This window comes from Streptomyces sp. NPDC052682, from assembly GCF_040678435.1.
Classification (GTDB): domain Bacteria; phylum Actinomycetota; class Actinomycetes; order Streptomycetales; family Streptomycetaceae; genus Streptomyces.
This window is the reverse complement of sequence record NZ_JBFATS010000015.1, coordinates 55,919-75,011: the sequence shown is the minus strand read 5'-3', so window position 1 is coordinate 75,011 and position 19,093 is coordinate 55,919. Positions and strand designations below refer to the sequence as shown.

General features: G+C 74.6%; 9 protein-coding genes. All 9 read right to left on the bottom strand.

The features are described from left to right. Window positions 1-165 precede the first annotated feature (165 nt). The 9 genes from AB0K80_RS23580 to AB0K80_RS23540 are packed head-to-tail and all read right to left on the bottom strand — an operon-like array spanning window position 166 to window position 19,036. Window positions 166-1,464, bottom strand: a complete 1,299-nt coding sequence (locus tag AB0K80_RS23580) for an FAD-dependent oxidoreductase (protein ID WP_365672713.1) — start codon at window positions 1,462-1,464, stop codon at window positions 166-168. A gap of 44 nt (window positions 1,465-1,508) precedes the next feature. Continuing rightward, the gene (locus AB0K80_RS23575) at window positions 1,509-2,213 is read right to left on the bottom strand and encodes a 4'-phosphopantetheinyl transferase superfamily protein (protein ID WP_365672711.1); all 705 of its coding nucleotides are present in this window, start codon (window positions 2,211-2,213) and stop codon (window positions 1,509-1,511) included. Continuing rightward, entirely contained in the window at window positions 2,200-3,582 is a 1,383-nt protein-coding gene (gene accC / locus AB0K80_RS23570; RefSeq protein WP_365672709.1) for an acetyl-CoA carboxylase biotin carboxylase subunit, read from the bottom strand. Before accC ends, AB0K80_RS23575 begins: the two co-directional genes overlap by 14 nt. Before the next feature lie 10 nt (window positions 3,583-3,592). Then, window positions 3,593-4,270 (bottom strand): biotin/lipoyl-containing protein, encoded by a 678-nt coding sequence (locus tag AB0K80_RS23565; protein WP_365672707.1) that lies wholly within the window; start codon window positions 4,268-4,270, stop codon window positions 3,593-3,595. Further along, complete coding sequence (locus AB0K80_RS23560) at window positions 4,267-6,003, bottom strand: acetyl-CoA carboxylase carboxyltransferase subunit alpha (protein ID WP_365672705.1); 1,737 nt, start codon at window positions 6,001-6,003, stop codon at window positions 4,267-4,269. Before AB0K80_RS23560 ends, AB0K80_RS23565 begins: the two co-directional genes overlap by 4 nt. A 39-nt stretch (window positions 6,004-6,042) precedes the next feature. After that, on the bottom strand, window positions 6,043-7,833 hold the full coding sequence (locus AB0K80_RS23555) for an acyl-CoA dehydrogenase (protein WP_365672703.1): 1,791 nt from the start codon (window positions 7,831-7,833) through the stop codon (window positions 6,043-6,045). Between the two features lie 9 nt (window positions 7,834-7,842). Then, entirely contained in the window at window positions 7,843-9,597 is a 1,755-nt protein-coding gene (locus tag AB0K80_RS23550; RefSeq protein WP_365672701.1) for an acyl-CoA dehydrogenase, read from the bottom strand. Further along, on the bottom strand, window positions 9,594-11,234 hold the full coding sequence (locus tag AB0K80_RS23545) for a PfaD family polyunsaturated fatty acid/polyketide biosynthesis protein (RefSeq protein ID WP_365672699.1): 1,641 nt from the start codon (window positions 11,232-11,234) through the stop codon (window positions 9,594-9,596). The genes AB0K80_RS23550 and AB0K80_RS23545 overlap by 4 nt, the downstream gene beginning before the upstream one ends. 17 nt (window positions 11,235-11,251) lie before the next feature. After that, window positions 11,252-19,036, bottom strand: a complete 7,785-nt coding sequence (locus AB0K80_RS23540; protein ID WP_365672697.1) for a beta-ketoacyl synthase N-terminal-like domain-containing protein — start codon at window positions 19,034-19,036, stop codon at window positions 11,252-11,254. Window positions 19,037-19,093: the final 57 nt, after the last annotated feature.

Here is a 19,093-nt window from a genome sequence, read left to right as displayed (position 1 = left end):
CGGTGCGGTCGGCACGTAGCGGTGGTCCGGACCGGCAGCCCGGACAGGGAGGTCGTGCGGCGGGCCGGCGCGGGCGGTCCGTGCCGGCGCCCCGGACCGCCAGTCCGTACCACCGGCCCGCACGGGCAGTCCGTGTCGTCGTTCCAGACCGGTGGTCCCCGCCGGTCAGGCCCCGCTGTGGCCCAGTTCCCGGAGGAGTTGGGCGGCTGCCTCCCGGCCGGAGGAGAACGCGGCCTCGTGGGAGCCGATCTGGTCCCAGAACTGCTGCTTGGAGTGGAAGTAGGACCCGCAGAGCTTGACCCGGGTCCCCTCGTTGACCTCGTAGATCGTCCGCTGCGCGCCGCGCATCGCCATGTCGATGACCGGGTGCTCGTAGCGGAAGCTGCGGATGACGCACTCCTCGCGCAGGGGCAGCGGGTAGTCGAGGGTGACGAAGTAGTCGGTCCGCGAGTCGAAGTTGTGCAGCTTGTTCATGTAGTACGCGACGTACGTCCGCACCTGCCCGTCGACGGTGACCTTGCCGTAGTTCCAGGCCTCCCAGCGGGACCGCTCGGCCGACATCACGGAGGCGTCGGTGTGCAGGACGACCTGTGAGGCGTGGTAGCGGAGGGGGGCGAGGAGCTCGCGCTGGCGCGGGGTCGGGTTCGTCAGCAGGGCCCGGGTCTGGTCGGCGTGGGTGGCGACGATCGCGTGGTCGAAGCGCTCCGAGCCGGACGGGGTGGTCACGGTGACGCCGTCCGCCGCCTCGTGGACCGCGGTGACCGGCTCGGACAGCCGCAGCTTGGGGTCGATGGCGGCCACGGCCCTGCGCACGTAGGAGACCGAACCGCCCCGGACCGTACGCCAGTCGACCCGCCGGCCGCCGAGGCCGCCCTCGTCGTGGGCCATGAAGAACGCCAGCACCGTGCTGGCCGGTATCTCCCAGATCAGCTCGGCGGGCACCGACCACACCGCGCTGCACAACAGGATGAAGTAGCCGTAGCGGAACGCCTCGCTGTAGCCGCCCCGGTCGAGGTACTCGCCCAGGGGGATGTCGGTGCGCTTGCGCAGGAAGTCCCTGCGGCCCTCCTCGTGGAAGCGGCGCACCTCGTGGAAGACGGTGCGGAACTCCTCCGGGTAGCGTGCCGCGACCTCCTCGGCCGGCAGTTCCATCTCGTCGCTGCCGAACAGCACGCCGGTGTCGCGGTCGAAGAAGTGGAACCCGCTGAGCAGCCGCTCGTCCTCGACGCCCAACTCGTCGAAGAAGGCGCTCAGGTTGGGGTAGGCGGGCCGGTTGAAGACCACGAACGCGGTGTCGATGCCCAGGGTCCGGCCCTGGTCCTCGACCTCGACGGTGTGGGCGTGGCCACCGACGTGGGGCTCGCGCTCGTAGAGGGTGATCTCGGCGTGCTCGCGCAGGGCGTAGGCGGCGGAGAGACCGGCGACTCCGCCGCCGACGACGGCGACACGGGGCTTGGGGGACATGGCGGGGCTCCTTGGCGTGTTCGGTGAAAGGATCTGACGAGGGGTCAGCCGGTGACGGTGACCGTGCGCAGGCCGTCCGGTGCCGCGTGCTCGGCCGCCACGGCGAGCACATGACCGGGTCCTGGACGGATCAGGTCGAACTGCCACCGGCCGCCGGACGCGGGCCGCCCGCCGTCGCGCAGCCGGATCAACCCGTCGGCCAGGCCGGTGAAGGCGTACGTGGACAGCGCCGAGCGCAGACCGGTGCCGAGCGCCTTCGCGTACGCCTCCTTCAGCACCCAGTACGCGGCGACCCGGTCGGCCCGCTGGTCCGGTCCGGCGGCGGCGAGATCGGCGCGCTCCTCGGCGGCGAAGTGGGGCGGCAGATACGTCACCGCGTCCGGCCCGGCGGGCGAGCGCTCCACGTCCACCCCGCAGGCCCGGCCGTGCCCGGTGACCACGCAGGCGATCAGCCCGTCGGTGTGGGACAGGTTGAACCGCAGTCCGTGGCCTCCGGGTTCGGGCTCCGGCCTGCCGTGTTCGGTCCGGCGGAACCGCCATGCGGAAAGCGGCCAGCCGGAGGCGGCGGTGAGGGCGTGGCGGGCGAGCAGCCGGGCTGCGAGGTAGCGGCGGCGGGCCGCGCCGGTGCGCTTGCGCGCCCACTCGGCCTGTTCCTCCGCGCTGAGCAGGGCCGGGCCGCCGAGCCGCGCGGTGAACGCGTCGGCCGCGGGCTCGGGCAGCAGCCACAGGCAGCGGTCAGGGCCCGGCACCGGCCCCTCCCGCGGTCCGGTCCGACAGGAAGGCGGTCTGCAGGAAGGCCGTGGTGTGGGTGCCCTTGCGGAACTCCGGGTGGGCCAGGACCTTGCGGTGGAAGGGGACGGTGGTGCGCAGCCCCGGGCCCTCGGCGCGCAGCTCGCCGAGGGCCCGTTCCATCCGGGCCAGGGCCGTGTCGCGGTCGCGCCCCCACACGATCAGCTTGGCGATCATCGAGTCGTAGTGGGGTGGTACGCGGTCGCCGGGACGGCAGTGCGTGTCGACGCGGGTCCAGGGACCGCCGGGCCACACCAGGTGCTCCAGCCGGCCGGGCGCGGGCGCGAAGTCCCGTTCCGGGTCCTCGGCGTTGACGCGGCACTCGATGGCGTGCCCGGTGAGGTGGACGTCGGACTGGCCGACGGACAGCGGCAGACCGGCGGCGACGCGGATCTGTTCCTGGATCAGGTCGACGCCGGTGACCATCTCGGTGACCGGGTGCTCGACCTGGATGCGGGCGTTCATCTCCATGAACCAGAACCGTCCCTCGTCGTCGAGCAGGAACTCCATCGTGCCCGCGCCCTGGTAGCCGACGGCCCGGGCGCCGCGCACGGCGGCCTCGCCGATGCGCTCGCGCAGCTCGGGGTCGACGGACGGGGAGGGCGCCTCCTCGATCAGCTTCTGGTGGCGCCGCTGCACCGAGCAGTCCCGCTCGCCCAGGTGGACGGCGCCGCCGTGCGCGTCGCACACCACCTGCACCTCGATATGGCGGGCCCCGGGCAGGTACCGCTCCATGTACACGTCGCTGTTGCGGAAGACCGCCTGGGCGCCGGCCCGGGTCGTCTGGTAGGCGCTGCGCAGGTCGGCACGGCGGTGGACGACGCTGATGCCCCGGCCGCCGCCGCCCGCCGCCGCCTTGATGATGACCGGGTAGCCGATCTCGTCGGCGATCTCATGCGCCCGGTCCAGGGTCGGCACCGGCTCGGTGGTGCCCGGCAGGAGCGGCAGGCCGGCCTCGCTCATCAGCCGCCGGGCGACGGCCTTGTCGCCCACCTTCTCCATCACCTCGGGCGGCGGTCCGATGAAGGTGATGCCGTCCTCGGCGCAGATCTCCGCGAAGTACGGGTCCTCGGACAGGAAGCCGTAGCCGGGGTGGACGGCCTCCGCGCCGGTGCGCAGCGCGGCGCCGATGATGTTGGGGATGTTCAGGTAGCTGCCCGCCGAGGGCGCGGGCCCGATGTGCACGGCCTCGTCGGCCAGGCGCACATGCTCCGACTCCGCGTCGGCGCTGGAGTACACCGCGACGGTGCCGATGCCCAGCTCCTTGCAGGCGCGGATCACCCGGACCGCGATCTCGCCGCGGTTGGCGATGAGGATCTTCCGGAACACGGTGGCCCTCCTACGCCTCGTCGTCCGCGACGGGCACGATGTCGAACAGCGGCTGGTCGTACTCGACGATCTCGCCGTCGGCGGGGTGGACGGCGGTGACCCGGCCCCGGATGTCGGCGGTGATGGCGTTCATGAGCTTCATCGCCTCGACGATGCCCAGCTGCTGCCCCGGCTCGACCAGGTCGCCGACCGCCACGAACGGGTCGGCGCCCGGCTCCGCGGCGCGGTAGAACGTGCCGACCAGGGGCGCGGTGACCTGGTGCGGCGCGGGTGCCGGGGACGCGTCCGCGGGCTGCGCGGCGGGAGCCCCTGCGGCGGGTTCCGCCGCCGGGGCGGGCGCGGCGGTGGCGGGCACCGGGGCGGGCGCGGCGGTGGTGAGTACCGGTGCGGGGGCGGCCGCCGGCACCGCGGCGGCGAGGACCGGCGCCGGGGCCGGGGCCGGGCCGGCGGCCCACTCCACCTCAACGGTGCAGGAACCGGCGGTCAGCGCGACCCGGCGCACCGGCCCCTCCAGTTCCTCCACGAGCTTCAGGGCCTGCTCGCGCAGCTCGCGCACGAGCGGGGCCTGCGGCTCCCCGGGGGCCTGGGCGGAGGGCTCGGTCTGGGCGGCGGGCACGGGACCGTCCTGCGGGTCGGGCAGGGACACGACGGGGGACACCGGGGACACGGGGGATTCCGCTGTGGTCATCGGGACTCTCCGGGCAGGGTCGAGGACGGCTCGGCAGGGGTGCCGAAGCGGCGGAAGCGGGCATGGCGGTGCTCGACCAGCTGCTGCGGGGTGAGGTGGGACAGCCGGTCGAGGACGGTGACGAGGGCGTCGCGCACGGCGTCGGCCGTCCGCAGCGGGTCGGTGTGCGCGCCGCCCTCGGGCTCGGGGACGACGGCGTCCAGTACGCCGGTGCGCAGCAGGTCGGGGGCCGTGAGCCGGAGGGCGGCTGCGGCGCGCGGGGCCTCGGCGGCGGAGCCGAACAGGATGGTCGAGCACCCTTCGGGGCTGATGACCGAGTAGTAGGCGTTCTCCAGCATCAGCACGGCGTTGCCGACGCCCAGGGCGAGCGCCCCGCCGCTGCCGCCCTCGCCGGTCACCAGCGTGACGGTCGGCACGCGCAGCCGGGACATGCGCATGATGCACCGCGCGATCGCCGAGCCCTGGCCGCGCTCCTCGGCCGCGATCCCCGGGTAGGCCCCCGGGGTGTCGACCAGGGTGACGAAGGGCAGCGAGAACTTCTCGGCGTACCCCATCAGGCGCAGCACCTTGCGGTAGCCCTCCGGGTTCGGCATGCCGAAGTTGCGGCGGACCAGCTCGGCCGTGTCGTGGCCCTTCTGGTGGCCGGCGAAGACGACCGGGCGGCCGCCGATCCGGGCGATGCCGCCCACGATCGCGGGGTCCTCCCCGGTGGCTCCGTCGCCGTGCAGCTCCAGGAACTCGTCGAAGGCGTGCGACAGGTAGTCCAGGGCGGTGGGCCTGCCGGTGTCGCGGGCGAGGTCGACCACGGCACGCGCGTCACGCACCGGCAGCGCGTCCGGGTCGGTGACCCACGGACCCGCGCCGAGCGGACCGCCGTACGAGGCGGGCGGCTCGGGTGCCTGAGCGGGCCGCCGCCCGTGCAGCCGCAGCAGCTTGGCCAGCGTGCCGCGCAGGTTCTCGCGGGGCACGACGAGGTCCAGGATGCCGCGCTCGTGCAGGAACTCGGCGGTCTGGAAACCGGCCGGGAGCTCCTGGCGGATGGTCTGCCTGATGACCTGCGGGCCGGCGAAGCCGATGAGCGCGCCCGGCTCGGAGAGCACCACGTCGCCGAGCATCGAGAAGGAGGCGGTGGCCCCGCCGAAGGTGGGGTCGGTGTTGAGGTTGATCACCAGCAGGCCCGCCTCGTGCAGCCGCGCGACCTCGCCGGCCGTCTTGGCCAGTTGCATCAGCGACAGGGCGCCCTCCTGCATGCGGGCGCCGCCCGAGGCGGAGACGATCAGCAGGGGCAGACGCTCCTTCAGGGCCCGCTCGCAGGCGCGTACCACCAGCTCGCCGACGACTCCTCCGACGCTGCCGCCCATGAAACCGAAGTCCAGGGCCACGACCACGAGCCGCTCGCCGCCGATGGCCGCGGTGCCCGCGACGGCGGCGTCGTTGTGGCCGGTCCTGCGGCGGGCCGCGGCCAGGCGCTGCGGGTACGGCTTGGTGTCGGTGAAGCCCAGCGGGTCACCGGCGGTTAGTTCGTCGCCGAATGTGGCGAGCGAGCCCTCGTCGAGGAGCTGGGCGAGCCGTTCGTCGACGGACAGCCGCAGGTGGTGCCGGCACTCCGGGCACACCTTCAGCGCCCGCTGAAGCCGCTTGCGGTACACCAGCGCCTGGCAGCCCGGGCAGCGCAGCCAGGAGGTCTCCTCCGGCCCGGCGCCGGTCTGCGGCCGTGTCGTGGTGATGCTCATCGGTCCTCCCTTCCGTGGCGGCCGGCGTGCGGCCGCGGGTCACCGGCCGGCATGGGCGAGGTCGCCGCGCCTGGCGAGCGGCAACTGCCAGTACGAGAACAGGCGGTCCTCCCGGTGCAGATGCCGCAGCACCCGCATCACACCGTCCACGGCCGCGCTGTCGGTGACGGCCTCATGGGGCCGCAGGTGCCGCCGCAGCCGCTCCAGCTGGAGCAGCAGCAGCGCCCCGCTGGGCAGCGGGTCGTCGAGCGCGGCGGCGGAGTGGACATGGGTGTGCACACAGGCCGCGGTGGCGTGCAGCAGGCAGTACTCCTTGGCCAGGTCGAACAGTTCGGCGGACTGGCCGTAGCCGCGGCCCAGCGCGGACTTCAGCGCCGTCGCGCGGGCGCGGACCGACGCGGCGTGGTCGAACAGCTCCGCCGCCACCTCGGCGGCCCGCGTCAGCCAGTCACGCTCCTCGCCCTTGGCGTCGGCGGCCAGCGCCCGCAGCCGCTCCAGGGCGTCCGGCGCGGCCAGCAGCGCGTCGTCCAGCCCCCGGCTGAACAGCTCCTGCCGCCACGGCTGGTAGGGCGGCATCTCCCGGTCGATGCCGAACAGCACCCGCGCGTGCTCCTCGGCGGCCGCACGCCGTCCGGCCGGCGCCGACGCGGCGTCGGCGAGCAGCCCGTCGAGCTGCAGGGCGATGTTCTTCAGGTTCACCACGGTGTTGCCGTCGGCGAAGTTGGCGACCAGCAGATCCCGCAGCATCTTCTGGTGGATCGCGTAGTGCGGGTGGTCACGCAGGTAGAAGCGGGCGCCCAGGACGACGTTGAGCTGCGACATCGTGCGTTCCAGCAGGGTCGGCACGAAGTACTTCACCACCGACGACCACACGCTGGTCTGCTCGGGCACCACCTGCAGCGCCCGCACCGCGCCCAGGCTGACCGCGTCCGCGACCATCAGGTCCGCGAAGACCTCCGCGAGCTGGCGCCGGGAGTACGGGATGTCGCTGACGGTCTGCCCGAACACCACCCGCCGCTCGGCGAAGTCCAGCGTGACCCGCAACGCGGTGTCGACGGCGGACAGGGCGATGCCGCTGATCAGTGACCGGGCCGTCTGCGAGGCCTGCAGGGCGATCTCCAGGCCCTGGCCCTCGCGGCCGAGCAGCGCGGAGTCGGGGACGAACACCCGGTGCAGGCGGAACCCGCTCATGTCCAGCCCGCGCAGGCCGTGCATCCGCTCGCGCGGCAGCTCCTCCACGGTCCCGGCGGGCGCGGCGCGCTTGTCCACCACGAAGATCGAGTAACCGCCGGGGCCGCCGCGCGGGTCGGTGCGGGCGTGCAGGCTGATCCCGTCGGAGACCCGGCCGTTGCCGATCAGCCACTTCTCGCCGCTGAGCAGCCAGCCGCCCTCGGTCCGCTCGGCGGTCAGCTCGTTGGCGGCCAGGTCGCTGCCGTGCCGGCGCTCCGACAGGCCCCAGCAGTAGCGGGCGCCGCGCCGGATCCTGCCGACCAGGTCGCGCTTCTGCTCGTCGGTGCCGGCGATCCAGGCGGGCATGAAGCTGAGGGCGGTGATGATGAAGGCGGTGGCGGTGGTGGGGTCGCGGCGGGCGATCAGCCGCATCAGGTTGAAGCCGATCTCCACATCGCCCGCCTTGCCGCCCTGCTCGCGGGGGAGCGAGTGATCCATGGCGCCCCACCGCAGCAGCAGGTTGACGTAGGGGTAGGGGTACTCCTCGCGTTCGTCGAGTTCGAGGACGCGCGCGAACGGCATGCGGCTCGCCGGGTCGTGCGGATCGCCCAGGTGCTGCTCCAGCCGCCGCGCCAGGTCGGTGAGGTCTGCCTTCGGCACGGTGTCTCCCTACGGTCGCGGTGCGGGGTGGGGGGCAGGCCGGCGGGGGGCCAGGCGGACGGGCAGGGCCGAGAACAGCAGCCCGGCCCGGTGCAGTGCGGCGGCCGTGTCGAACGCGGGCAGCTGCGCGTCGGCCGCGCGCCGCGGATCGGCGCCGTCGGCCCGCGCCAGCAGGAAGCCGAGGCAGCCGCCCAGCCACTCGGCGGAGCCGGACTCGGCCCCGTACAGCGGCAGTTCGGAGTTGGCCCACCACAGGTGAAGGCAGCAGGCCGCGGCGTGCAGCCACGCGAACCGCTCGGCGAGATCCACCAGGCCGGTGGCCCCCTCGGCGCCCGCCGCCTCGCCCGCCAGTCCCGCCACAGCGGCGGCCAGCCGGTCCACCAGGCCCGCCGCCCGGTGCGCGCCGCGCGCGGCCAGCCGGGCCGAGGCCTCACGGGCGACGGCGGGCAGCGCGGCGGTCACCGGATCACGGCCCCGCGCGTTGAGGTCCAGCCGCTCCGGCTCGTACGGCGGCAGCGGCGCCCGCAGGTCGAACACCGTGCGGACGAACTCCGCCGCCTCTTCGCCGGCCGCCGCCCGGGTCACGGCGGGCAGCTGGGCGGCGAACGACCGCAGATTGGCCACCGTGCTGGTGTCCACCACCCGGACCAGGGCCGCGTCCCGCTGGAGCTTCTGGAACAGCCCCCCGCCGGGGCCCTCGCCGCGCAGCACCGAGCGGGTGGCCAGCACCCCGGCGCAACGCCGCATCAGCTCCTCGGTCGCCTCCGCCACGGCGTGCTTGGCCGCGCAGCCCCACACACTGAACACCTCGGGCGCCGCGTGGATGCCCCGGGCCGCCGCCAGCGCCGTGGCGTCCGCCGCCAGCAGGGCGGCCGCGGCGATCGCCAACTCCCGCCGGGTGTACGGCGTCTCGGTGAGCGGCGTACGGCCCACCCGGCGTCCGGCGGCGAAGTCCAGGCACAGGCGCAGCGCGGTGTCGCCGCAGCCCAGGCTGCCGGCCATGCTCATCACCCGCACCACCTGCTGGGCCTTCACCGCGGCCTCCAGGCCCTGCCCCACCCGGCCCACCAGAGCGGCCTCCGGCACGGGGAACCGGTCGAAGCGCAGGTGCGCGAAGTCGATGCCGCGCATGCCGCCGCACCGCACCGGCGCGCTGCGCGCGAAGCCCACGGGATCGCCGGCCACATCCAGCAGCACCGCGGAGAACGCCCCCGGCCCGCGCTCACCCGTGCGCGCCACCAGGTACACCGCCTCACACCGCCGCCCGAGGCCGACCAGCCACTTCTCACCGGTCAGTCGCCACCCGCCGGCCGGGTCCCGCTCCAGCCGGGCCGTGTTGGCCAGCAGGTCGCTGCCGTGCTCGGCCTCCGACAGCGCGAAGCCGACCGCGCCGCCCCGCCGCAGGACGTCCGCCGCGTACCGCTGCTGCGGCGGCGAGCCGTGCAGGGCCAGACAGGTGGCCGCGGTGATGCCGAACATGGTGCCCGGCATGACGTTCAGGTCCCGCCGGGCGGCGGTGCGCACCAGCACCATGCAGCGGTCGAAGGACTCGAAACCGCCGCCCCACTCCTTGGGCAGGTAGTTCAGGTGGAACCCGGCGCCGCGCAGCACGGCGCACAACTCCTCGGGGAAGGCGTCCCGTTCGTCCCGGGCGACGGCCGCCGCGAACCCGTACGGACCGGTGTCGTCGTACGGGTCGCCGAGCAGCCGCTCCACCTCCTCGGCGGCCACCACCGCCGGCAGTTCCCGCACGAGCGCGCTCATCGGGTGCCCTCCAGCGACCCGGCGGGCTGCGACTCCAGCGGCACCGGCCGGTAGTCGGCCGCCGACGGCGGGATCCGCACCCCGCTGACCCGCAGCTGGGCGAGCCGGGTGTGGAAGGCGGCGCCCCGCATCAGGTGGTGGGCCACGTCGGCAACCCGGCGGTTGCCCGGGGCCTTCAGGTAGCTGGCCGTCACCCAGTCGTTGAACGCGCCCATCGCCGGGCCGCACCACACCTGGTAGTCCATGACCCGGTCGGGATCGCCCACCACGGACCAGCGCGAGCTCATGCCCAGGTACCAGCGGAACACCAGGGCCATCTTCCGCTTCGGGTTGTCCTCGGCGCGCCTGAGCTGCTCGGGGTCGCGCCGCTCGAAGTAGCCGACGCAGTCCTGCCACACGTCCTGCAGCGGGCGCCGCAGGATCTGCGTCTCCAGCCGGGTTCGTTCGCTGTCGGGCAGCTGCTCCAGGCCGTCGTAGCTCTGGTACAGCTCGTACAGGCGCCTGGCCCGCATCGGGAACAGCGTGCCCTTCTTCAGCACCTGCAGCTCGACACCCATCTCGAACATGTCGGCCGCCGGCGCCATGTCGCAGTCCGCGATGCCGGCCTCGGCGAGCAGCTTCTTCGTGGCCTTCGACGCCCCCGACTCCACGCACGACTGGTTGACCGAACCGGTCACCACATAGGCCGCGCCCATGGCGAACGCGGCGGCCACCGAGGTCGGGCAGCCCAGGCCGCCCGCGGCGCCCACCCGGATCGGGGACGGGTAGCGGTGCTCGCGCTGCACCGCGTCACGCAGCCGCAGGATGGCCGGCAGCAGCGCGGTGAGCGGCCGCCGGTCGGTGTGCCCGCCGGAGTCCGCCTCGGCGGTGACGTCGTCGGCCATCGGCACGTACTTCGCCAGGTCGGCCTGCTCGGCCGTGATCATGCCCTGCTGGAGCAGGGCGCTGACCATGGTGGCCGGTGCCGGGCGCATGAAGCGCTCGGCGGTCTCGGGCCGGGAGATCTTGGCGATCAGCCGGTTGCCGGCCACGATCGCGCCCGACGCGTCCCGCCGCAGCCCGGCGAGCCGGTAGCGCACCACGTGCGGGGTGAGGTCCATATAGGCGCTGGCCTCCACGCACCGCACGCCGTACCGCAGGAACAGCTCCACCGCCTCGCGCTCCAGGCGCTCCTCGCTGGGGCTGTGGATCAGGTTGACCGCGTACGGCAGTCCGGGGATCTCCTCGGCGAACCGGATCAGCGCCTTCTCGATGGTCTCCGGCAGCAGCCCGGCCGCCCCGAAGGAGGCGAGGAACCCCTCCTGGGCCAGGGCGATCACCAGGTCGGCGGAGGCGATGCCGCCCGCCATCGCCCCCGCCATGTAGGCGTGCCGGACGCCGTGCGCGGCCAGGAAGGCGGCCGACCCGAGGGCGCGCGGGGGCAGCGGGGCGGCGGCGGCCAGCAGCGGCAGCCCCTGCGCGGAGCCGCCGGCGACGACCCGTCCGCCGGAGACGGCGCCGAGGCCCGTGGGCGTGCGGACGACGAAGCAGGGACGGTCCAGGTCGGCGAGGACCCGGTAGACCCCCGCGGGGTCGGTGCTCGGGCCGTGCTCGCCGTGCCACCGCAGCGGCGTGGTCCGGTGGTCCGTGGCATTCATGGCTGAGGTCTCCTCGTTCAGACCTGGTCGCGACGGTCGGGGCGGACCTCGACGGCCACATCGGTGAGCTCGTAGATGCGCAGGCCCGGCTTCCACAGCTCGGCGTCGGCGATCACCAGCAGCCGCCCGCCGTCCCGGCGCACCTCCTTGACGTGCACGTCGAACCTCAATTCCGGGTCCTGGCGCAGGATCTGGCCGCGGTACTTCCAGCTCATCGGCACCCCGGACGCCACCGCGAACCGGGGCTCCTCGATCCCCTCGGCGAGGCCCTGCTCCAGGACGAACAGCCGCAGCGCCTGCAGGATCGCCTCCACGCCCAGCGAGCCCGGCATCACCGGGTCGCGGTGGAAGTGGCAGTCGAAGTACCACTCGTCGGGCCGGATCCGGCGGTACCCGTGCAGGTATCCGGCGCCGTACTTGCCGCCGTCGGTGACCAGGTCCACGTGGTCGACGAGGTGGAAGTGCCCGCCGGGCAGGTGCAGCCGGCCGCCCGCCGGGTCGGTGAACGCCGGTGCGTCGTGGGGCAGTTCGATCCGGCGCACCCGCGCGGCCGCAGGCTGCTCCCGCTCGATCCACGGAGCGGCGTACGTCCCGTTGTCCAGGCCCACCTGGTGGGCGAGGGCGGCCTCGCTGAAGTAGCCGAAGAGCGACTCGCCTTCGTAGAACACCTCGCCGTCGGCGGACAGTTCGTACCGGAACTTCTGCAGCACCGAACCGGACACGGCGCTCGTCATCAGCAGTGTCGAGTGGTGCCGGACCGTCTTCCCCCGCAGGTCGAGCTCCTTGACCAGGGTGGCCGTGCCGTCGAGGTTGCGGATGGAGTACTCGGTCTCCGGCTGCTCCAGCGTGGCACCGAGGTAGTAGCCGAGGAGGATCGCCGCCTGCAGCGAGGTCTCCATGTACACGCAGTTCGGCATGTGCGGGTGGGAGTTCTCGCGGTAGTACCAGGCGTCCGGCGGCGAGTCGTACTCGGTGACCATCTGCGCGCCGGGCACGAGCTGCCCGCGGGTGCCGGTCATCGACATGATCCGGTCCACGAACTGGAAGTCCCCGTTGGGGATGTAGGGCGCCCGGCGCTCCCGGTAGATGTCGAACTCCGGGCCCATGGCCGTGCCGAGGTCGCCCTTGGCCGCGTGCGCCAGGTGCAGCTCGTTGATCATGGCGGGTTCGCCGGCGCGGTTGCGGCGGCCCAGGAACTCCGGAACACCGCCCGCCTGCGGCCGGTAGGGGGTGCCGGGCTTCTCCCGGATCTGGATGCCGAAGTTGCGCATCCGGATCACCGGCTTGTCGCCCAGGTAGACCAGGATGTCGGCGACCACCGAGGGGCGCGGGATCAGCGTCAGCTCCATGACCTCGATCTCGTAGCGCAGTTCGCGGTGGCGCGGGGTGATCTGGCCCCGCACCTGCACCTCGGTCTCCAGACCGATGATCGTCTGGAAGCGGGCGTCGGGCAGCACCAGGTGCATGCCCTGGTGCAGCAGATAGGCCTGCAGGGTCTGCACCGCGCCCTCCGCCACCATCGACCCGGCCAGCACCGGGTCGTCGGGGAAGTGGCACTCGAAGTACCAGGCGTCCGGCTCCAGGTACTTGAACGCGGTGATCGCGCCGAGGCCGCGCGGCCCGCCCGTGCGGTCGATGCGGATCTCGTCGACCATGCGCAGCTTCGCGTCCGGCAGTCGCAGCGCCGGGTTCAGCCCCGGATCCTGGGCGTGGTGCGGCCCGAAGACGTCCCCGGGGCGGCCCGCGGCCAGCAGCTCCAGGTCGGCGGCGGTGAGATGGTCGCGGTCCGTGTACGCCAGCGGCTTGAACCAGGTCCTCGTCAGCTCGGCCCGCCGCTTGCGGTCCTTGTCGGTGAAGACGATGCCGAGGGGCGAGTCGAGCTCGGCCTGGCTGAAGAAACCGGCGCAGGCGTCCTTGAGTTCGAGGATCAGCTCGCCGTCGGCGTAACAGAGGTAGCTGAAGAAGAACAGCGTGGTGTCGCCCTGGTGGACGAACCGGTTGATGGAGATGTCGTAGCGCAGGGTCTGGCCGGTGCGGGGCAGGTCGCCGTGGAAGACGAGCTTGCTGTCCAGCAGCCGGTAGACGCGTTCTCCCTTGTTGCGGAAGTCGATGCCCAGGTAGCTGATGAGCAGCAGGTCGCACTGGCCGGCCTCGATGGCCACGGCCGGCGGCACCCCGCCGTCCACGGCGTACCAGGCGTCCTCGGGCACGTCGTACTCGGTGCGGATGAAGGACGGCTCGAAGACGCCGGTCTTCGCTTCCAGGCCGGTGACGCGGGTGACGAAGTGGTACGGGGGAGCGGGCAGCCGCACCCGCTTGGCGTAGCCGTCGATCTCGGCGAACTCCGGGCCGAAGACGTCGGCGATCCGGCCGGTGGCGAAGGCGAGCAGCTGCTCGTGGTCCCAGATGACACCGGGCTGCCGCGGGGCCGGCGGCGGGAGCGGGGGAGCGGGCCGCCGCGCGCCCGGCAGGCCTTCGGCCCGCCCGCGGCCGTCGAGCAGGGCCTCCGTACGGGCCAGGGTGTGCTGCTGCAGGACGCGCTGGGTCTCCATGACCACCGAGTGGGTGGCGAGGACCTGCCGGCGGATGTCGCGGACCAGGTCGCCGACGGCCGGGGAGACCGGACCGACGGGACGCTCCGGCCGGCGCGGTCCGGTGCCGTACGACGGTGGCGGTGGGGGAGTCCCGTACGACTGCTGCGACGCTCCCGGCGCGGGAACGGCAGCCGGGGTGCCGGACGGGTCCGGCTCCGCCCAGGGCAGGAAGGAGACCGGCTCGCCCTCGAAGGTGATGGCCTCGGGGTCGGCGAGGCTCGGGTCGGCGGGCATCGGGTCGGGTACCTCCAACGAGACGGGCGCGGCGGTCCCGGGGTCCGGGACGGGGGCCGGGGAGGGAGAACCACGGTGGGACGCGCTCCGGCCGGGCCGCGGGGCTGCGGGAGCCGGCCGGGGTTCCGGACGGGACGGTGACGCCGCCGCCGTTTGCGTCCCGGCGGGGGTGGGTCGAGGGGCTGTGCGTGCGGGGTGCGTTCCCGCGTGGGGCGGTCGGGGTGCGGTGCCCGCGGGTTCCGTTCCGGCTTGGGCCGGTCGGGGTGCGGTGTGCGTACCGGCACGGGCGGGCGTTGCTTCGGCAGGGGCTGGCTGGGCCGCCGGTCGGGCGGGCGCTGCTTGCGGAGGAACCGGCTGGGCTGTCGGCCGGGCGGGCACTGCTTCGGCAGGGGCCGGCTGGGCCGTCAGTCGGGCAGGTGCTTGCGGGGGGAGCGGCTGGGCCGCTGGTCGGGCGGTTCCGGCCTCCGCAGGGGCCGGCTGGGCTGCCGGTCGGGCGGTTGCGGCCTCCGGAGGATGCGGGTGGGCCGCCGGTCGGGCGGTCCGGGGCTCCGGTGTGTGCGGTCGCGCTGTGGCATCTGCCGGTTCCGGTGCCGCCGTGGGTGTCGGTCCGGCCTGGGGGACCGATGCCGGCGCGTCGCGCCGGAGCGAGGCGGCGGCCTGGGCGAGCGTCGCCGGGATCGGGGCGCCGCCTCCGACGCGGACGCGCAGTCGGGCGCGGTGGGCGCCGGACGGGGTGGCCTCGGTGTCCGGGCCGAGCAGCCCGGCCAGGTCGACCGGCAGGCCGTGCGCGGCGAGCCGGCCCGCGAGCTGGGCCACGGACCGGGCGGCGGGCACCCCGCGCCGGTCCACGGACACCGCCACGTGCGGCACGTCCGCCAGCGTCTCGTGCACCCACCGGGTGCAGGTGGCACCGGGGCCGGCCTCGACGAAGTACCGGAAGCCCCGCTCGTAGGCCGTGCGCACCAGGCGCGGGAAGTCGATCGTGCCGCGCAGCGTGCGGGCGATGCGCCGGGCCACCTCGGACTGCCGGAGCCCGGGGACGGGCCCGTAGTCGTACGCGCTGAACAGTTCCAGGCCGCCGGCCGAGCCCGTCGGGTGGTCGTTGAGCTCGGCGAGGCCGTCGAGCTCCCCGTCCACCACCGGGCAGTGCATGACCGACCCGACCGGCGACCGGGTCGCCGGGCAGCCGAGCTGCTCGATCAGCGACCGGCACTGGGCCGGGTCACCGGCGATCACCGCCTCGCCGGGCGTGTTGACGTGGGTGAGGAACACCCGGTCGAGACGGTCGTACCGCTCGAGCGCCTCACGGACGCGGTCCGCGGACTCCAGCAGCACGAAGCTGCCCCACACCTCCTCGTCCGGCAGGGAATCCGGCAGGTTCCACAGTTCGCGGACCGTGCGCCGCGGGCCGCACAGCCGGTCGCGGAACAGGGGCGTGGCGCTGATCCGGTCGTCCCGGCGGGCCGAGCGCAGCCAGCCGCCGGTGGCGAAGAGCATGCTGCTCTCGCCCAGGCTGTAGCCGAACGCGCCGTGCGCGGGCACGCCCAGCAGGTCGCGGACCAGGTCGGTGTAGAGGATGGCGAAGGTGGTGCCGGTGGCGAGCATGAACGGGATGTCCTCGCCCAGCCGTGACTCCAGTTCCATCAGCTCGCGACGGCCCGGCGTGACCTGGGTCCGCGGGTACAGCTGTGCCGCGCGGAACATCCGGTCCGGGTCGGTGGCCTCCGCCTCGAAGCGGCCGAGCAGGGAGGGGAAGGCGCGGAACAGGTCCTGCCCGAGCCCGGGGTAGGAGTTGAAGGCGCCCGGGTAGACCAGTGCGACCTTGGCGTCCGGCCCGAGCGGCCGGGGCGCGAAGCAGCTGCCCGCCGGGGTGGTCCACTCCCTGCCCCGGGCGTACGCCTCGGGCAGGCCCTGGACCGCCAGGTCGAGCTGCTGCCGCAGCTGGGCCGCGTCCCGCCCGACGAGCACCACGCGCAGCCTGCGGCCGGCCGGCGTCCCGGCGGCGGCGCGCGCCACCCGGTACGGGTCCGTGGTGCCGTCGGCCAGCAGCTCCCGGTGCCGCTCGACCTCGGCGAGCAGCCCGTCGAGGTCGTCGGCGCCGAGCGGCAGCACCACGGGGGCGCCGGCGCGCCGCCAGTCGGACGGCACGACATCACCGCGGGTCCGCTCGGCCGACAGCACCAGATGGCTGTGGGCACCGTCGGAGCCGATCACGCTGACCGCCGCGTACCGCCGGGGCCGGGTGCCGCGCAGCCAGGGCCGCGAGGCGTCCGGCACGTGCAGGGCGGACGCGGCGAAGTGGCCGGCCAGCTCGGGCGCGGGCCGGCGCCAGCCCGGGGCGCCGGGCAGGTAGGCGTGGTGCAGGCACAGCACCGCCCGCAGCAGGCCGGCCATCGCCGCGGCGCCCCGGGCGTCGCCGACCTGGGCCTTGGCGCTGCCGAGCGCGACCGCGCCGCCGCACCCGGCCGGGTACACCCGGGCGAGCGCCCGCAGTTCGGCGTCGTCCTGGCCGGGCGTGCCGCCCGCGTGGGCCTCGACGTAGCCGACGTCGCCCGGGCCGATGCCCGCGGCGGCCAGCGCCTCCTCGGCGGCCTCGGCGAGCGTGTCCGCGTCGGCCTCGGGCAGCCTGCCGCCGACGGGCCGGGCGTGCCGTACGGCGACCGCGTCGATCCGGGCGTAGGCGGGCCGGGCACCCTCGCCGGGCCGGGTGACGACGACCGCGCCCGCGCCCTCCCCGATGCGCCAGCCGCGCTGCCCCTCGCCGAAGCAGAGCCCCGCCCCGGCGGCCGGGGCGCCCGCGTCCCGGGTGCGCAGCAGCAGGTTCTCCGGCGAGGCGGCCAGGTCGACCGCGCCGACGAGCACCGCCTCGATGCTCTCGTCGAGCAGCAGCAGCCGGGCGATCTGCAGGGCCTCGGCGGTCCCCGCGCCGTCGGAGGAGACGGTGAAGGACGGCCCGGTGAGGTTCCACAGCGAGGAGATCCGGCTCGCCATGATGTTGCCGATGTAACTGAGCACCTCGTTGGCGACGATCGGCTCGTGCACCGCGTCCCGGGCGGCACCCGCGAGCGCCGCGCGCTGCTCCCCGGTCAGCTCCAGCCCCGCCTCGTCGTACGCCCGGCGCAGGAAGCCGCCGAGGCCGTGACGGGCCAGGTGCAGGTGGGCGCTGGGCTCGATCTCCATGGCCACGACGACGGCGACCCGGCGCGGCGCGGGCGCGGTGCCGCCCTTCGGCAGCTCCCGGCTGTACCCGGCGTCGTGCAGCGCCTCGTCGGCGGCCTGGGCCACGAGCGCGTGCTGGAGGTTGTAGTTGCGCAGGTCGGCGGGCGGGATGCGGTGGTCGGCCGGGTCCATCTCCACGCCGTCGACGAAGCCGCCCTCCGGCAGGGCCGGCCGGTGCAGACCGGCCCGCTCCAGGGTGCCCCCGGCGGTGTCCTCCAGGCCCCGCCAGCGCCGCTCGGGCAGCGGCCGGAAGCCGTCCGTGCCGTCGTACAGCGAGCGTTCGAAGGCGGCCACGGAACCGAGGGTCCCGAAATGGGCGCCGAGGCCCACGACGTCCAGGGCGGGCGGCGTCACCCGCCCGGCGTCCTCCGGCCGCTGCGGGTTCTCCGGTCCCTGCGGCTCCTGGGGGCTCGTCGCCTCCTGGGAGAGCACCACGTGGGCGTTGGTGCCGCCGAAGCCGAAGGCGGACACCGCGGCCCGGCGCGGCCGCCCGGGCACCGCCGGCCACTGGCGCTCCTCGCGTACCACCGGCACCTCACGCCCGTCGGCCATGGTCAGCGGCTGCTCGACACCGATCGTCGGCGGGATCCGGCCGTGCCCCATGGCCAGGATCACCTTCAGCAGGCTGCTCAGTCCCGCGACCGTGAGCAGGTGCCCGAGGTTGCCCTTGACCGAGCCCAGCGGCGGAACCGTGCCGCCCCCGGCGCCGAACCAGGCGGCGACGGACTCCGCCTCGGTGGTGTCTCCGATGGGCGTTCCGGTGGCGTGGCACTCCAGGTAGTCGACCTGCTCGGGCCCGAACCCGGCCTGCCGGTAGGCGAGTTCGTACGCACCGCGCTGGCCGGCCGGGCTGGGCACCAGCAGGTGGCGGCCCGCGCCGTCGTTGGTCAGGCCGATGCCGTCGATGACGGCGTAGACGCGGTCGCCGTCGGCGAGGGCGTCCGCGAGCCGCCGGACGGCGACCATGCCGGCGCCCTGCCCGGTGAGGATGCCGGTGGAGCGGGCGTCGAACGGCCGGCTCACGCCGTCCTCGGGATAGGCGTGCAGGTCGGAGAAGGACAGGTGGATGAGGGTCGGGTCGGGGGCGCACACCCCGCCCGCCAGGACGAGGTCGGCCTGCCCGGCGCTCAGGTGGTCGCAGGCCAGCTTCAGCGCGTACAGCGCCGACGAACAGGCCGCGTCCAGGGCGTAGCGGGGGCCGCCCAGGCCCAGGGCGGCCGCCGTGATCCGGGCGGGGGCGCCGCTGACCCGGGCGTCGGGCGCGGCCACGGCGGCCGCATCGAGCAGCGGACCCGCGTCCGGGGCGGGGACGCCGGCCCGGCGGATGCCGTCCAGCACCGCCTCGTGCACCAGCGGCACACTGATCCGTGCGGAGGCCGGGGTGGGGAACGAGTAGTCGCCGATGATCAGGCCGGTGCGGGCCAGCAGCTCCGAGCGGCCGTCGTGGCCGCTGTCGCGCAGGGCCTCGCGCGCCGTGTGCAGCGACCAGTGGAAGACCCGGTCCAGGCGCGCCAGGTCCCCGGCGTCCAGCAGATAGCCGGTGGGGTCGAAGGTGAAGCCCGTGACGAACCCGCCGCGCAGGCAGGTGATGCGGTGCGCGGGGTCGGCGTCGAGGCCGTCGCCGGCGGGGCCGAAGACCTCCTCGCCGCCGTCCCTGCGGCTGTCGACGCCGTCGCGCAGGTTCCTCCAGAACGCGTCGGGGGTGTCCGCCCCGGGGAACAGGCACGAGATCCCGACGATCGCGAACTTGCTCATGACAGCTAGTGGTCTCCCTCCAGGGTTCCCGGGGTGCCGCAGGGCCGGTGCGGTGGC

Coding starts and splice junctions, on each gene's coding strand:
- AB0K80_RS23560 (WP_365672705.1), bottom strand. CDS start 6,003: ATGAGCATCACCACGACACGGCCGCAGACCGGCGCCGGGCCGGAGGAG.
- AB0K80_RS23550 (WP_365672701.1), bottom strand. CDS start 9,597: ATGAGCGCGCTCGTGCGGGAACTGCCGGCGGTGGTGGCCGCCGAGGAG.
- AB0K80_RS23545 (WP_365672699.1), bottom strand. CDS start 11,234: ATGAATGCCACGGACCACCGGACCACGCCGCTGCGGTGGCACGGCGAG.
- AB0K80_RS23580 (WP_365672713.1), bottom strand. CDS start 1,464: ATGTCCCCCAAGCCCCGTGTCGCCGTCGTCGGCGGCGGAGTCGCCGGT.
- AB0K80_RS23565 (WP_365672707.1), bottom strand. CDS start 4,270: ATGACCACAGCGGAATCCCCCGTGTCCCCGGTGTCCCCCGTCGTGTCC.
- AB0K80_RS23540 (WP_365672697.1), bottom strand. CDS start 19,036: ATGAGCAAGTTCGCGATCGTCGGGATCTCGTGCCTGTTCCCCGGGGCG.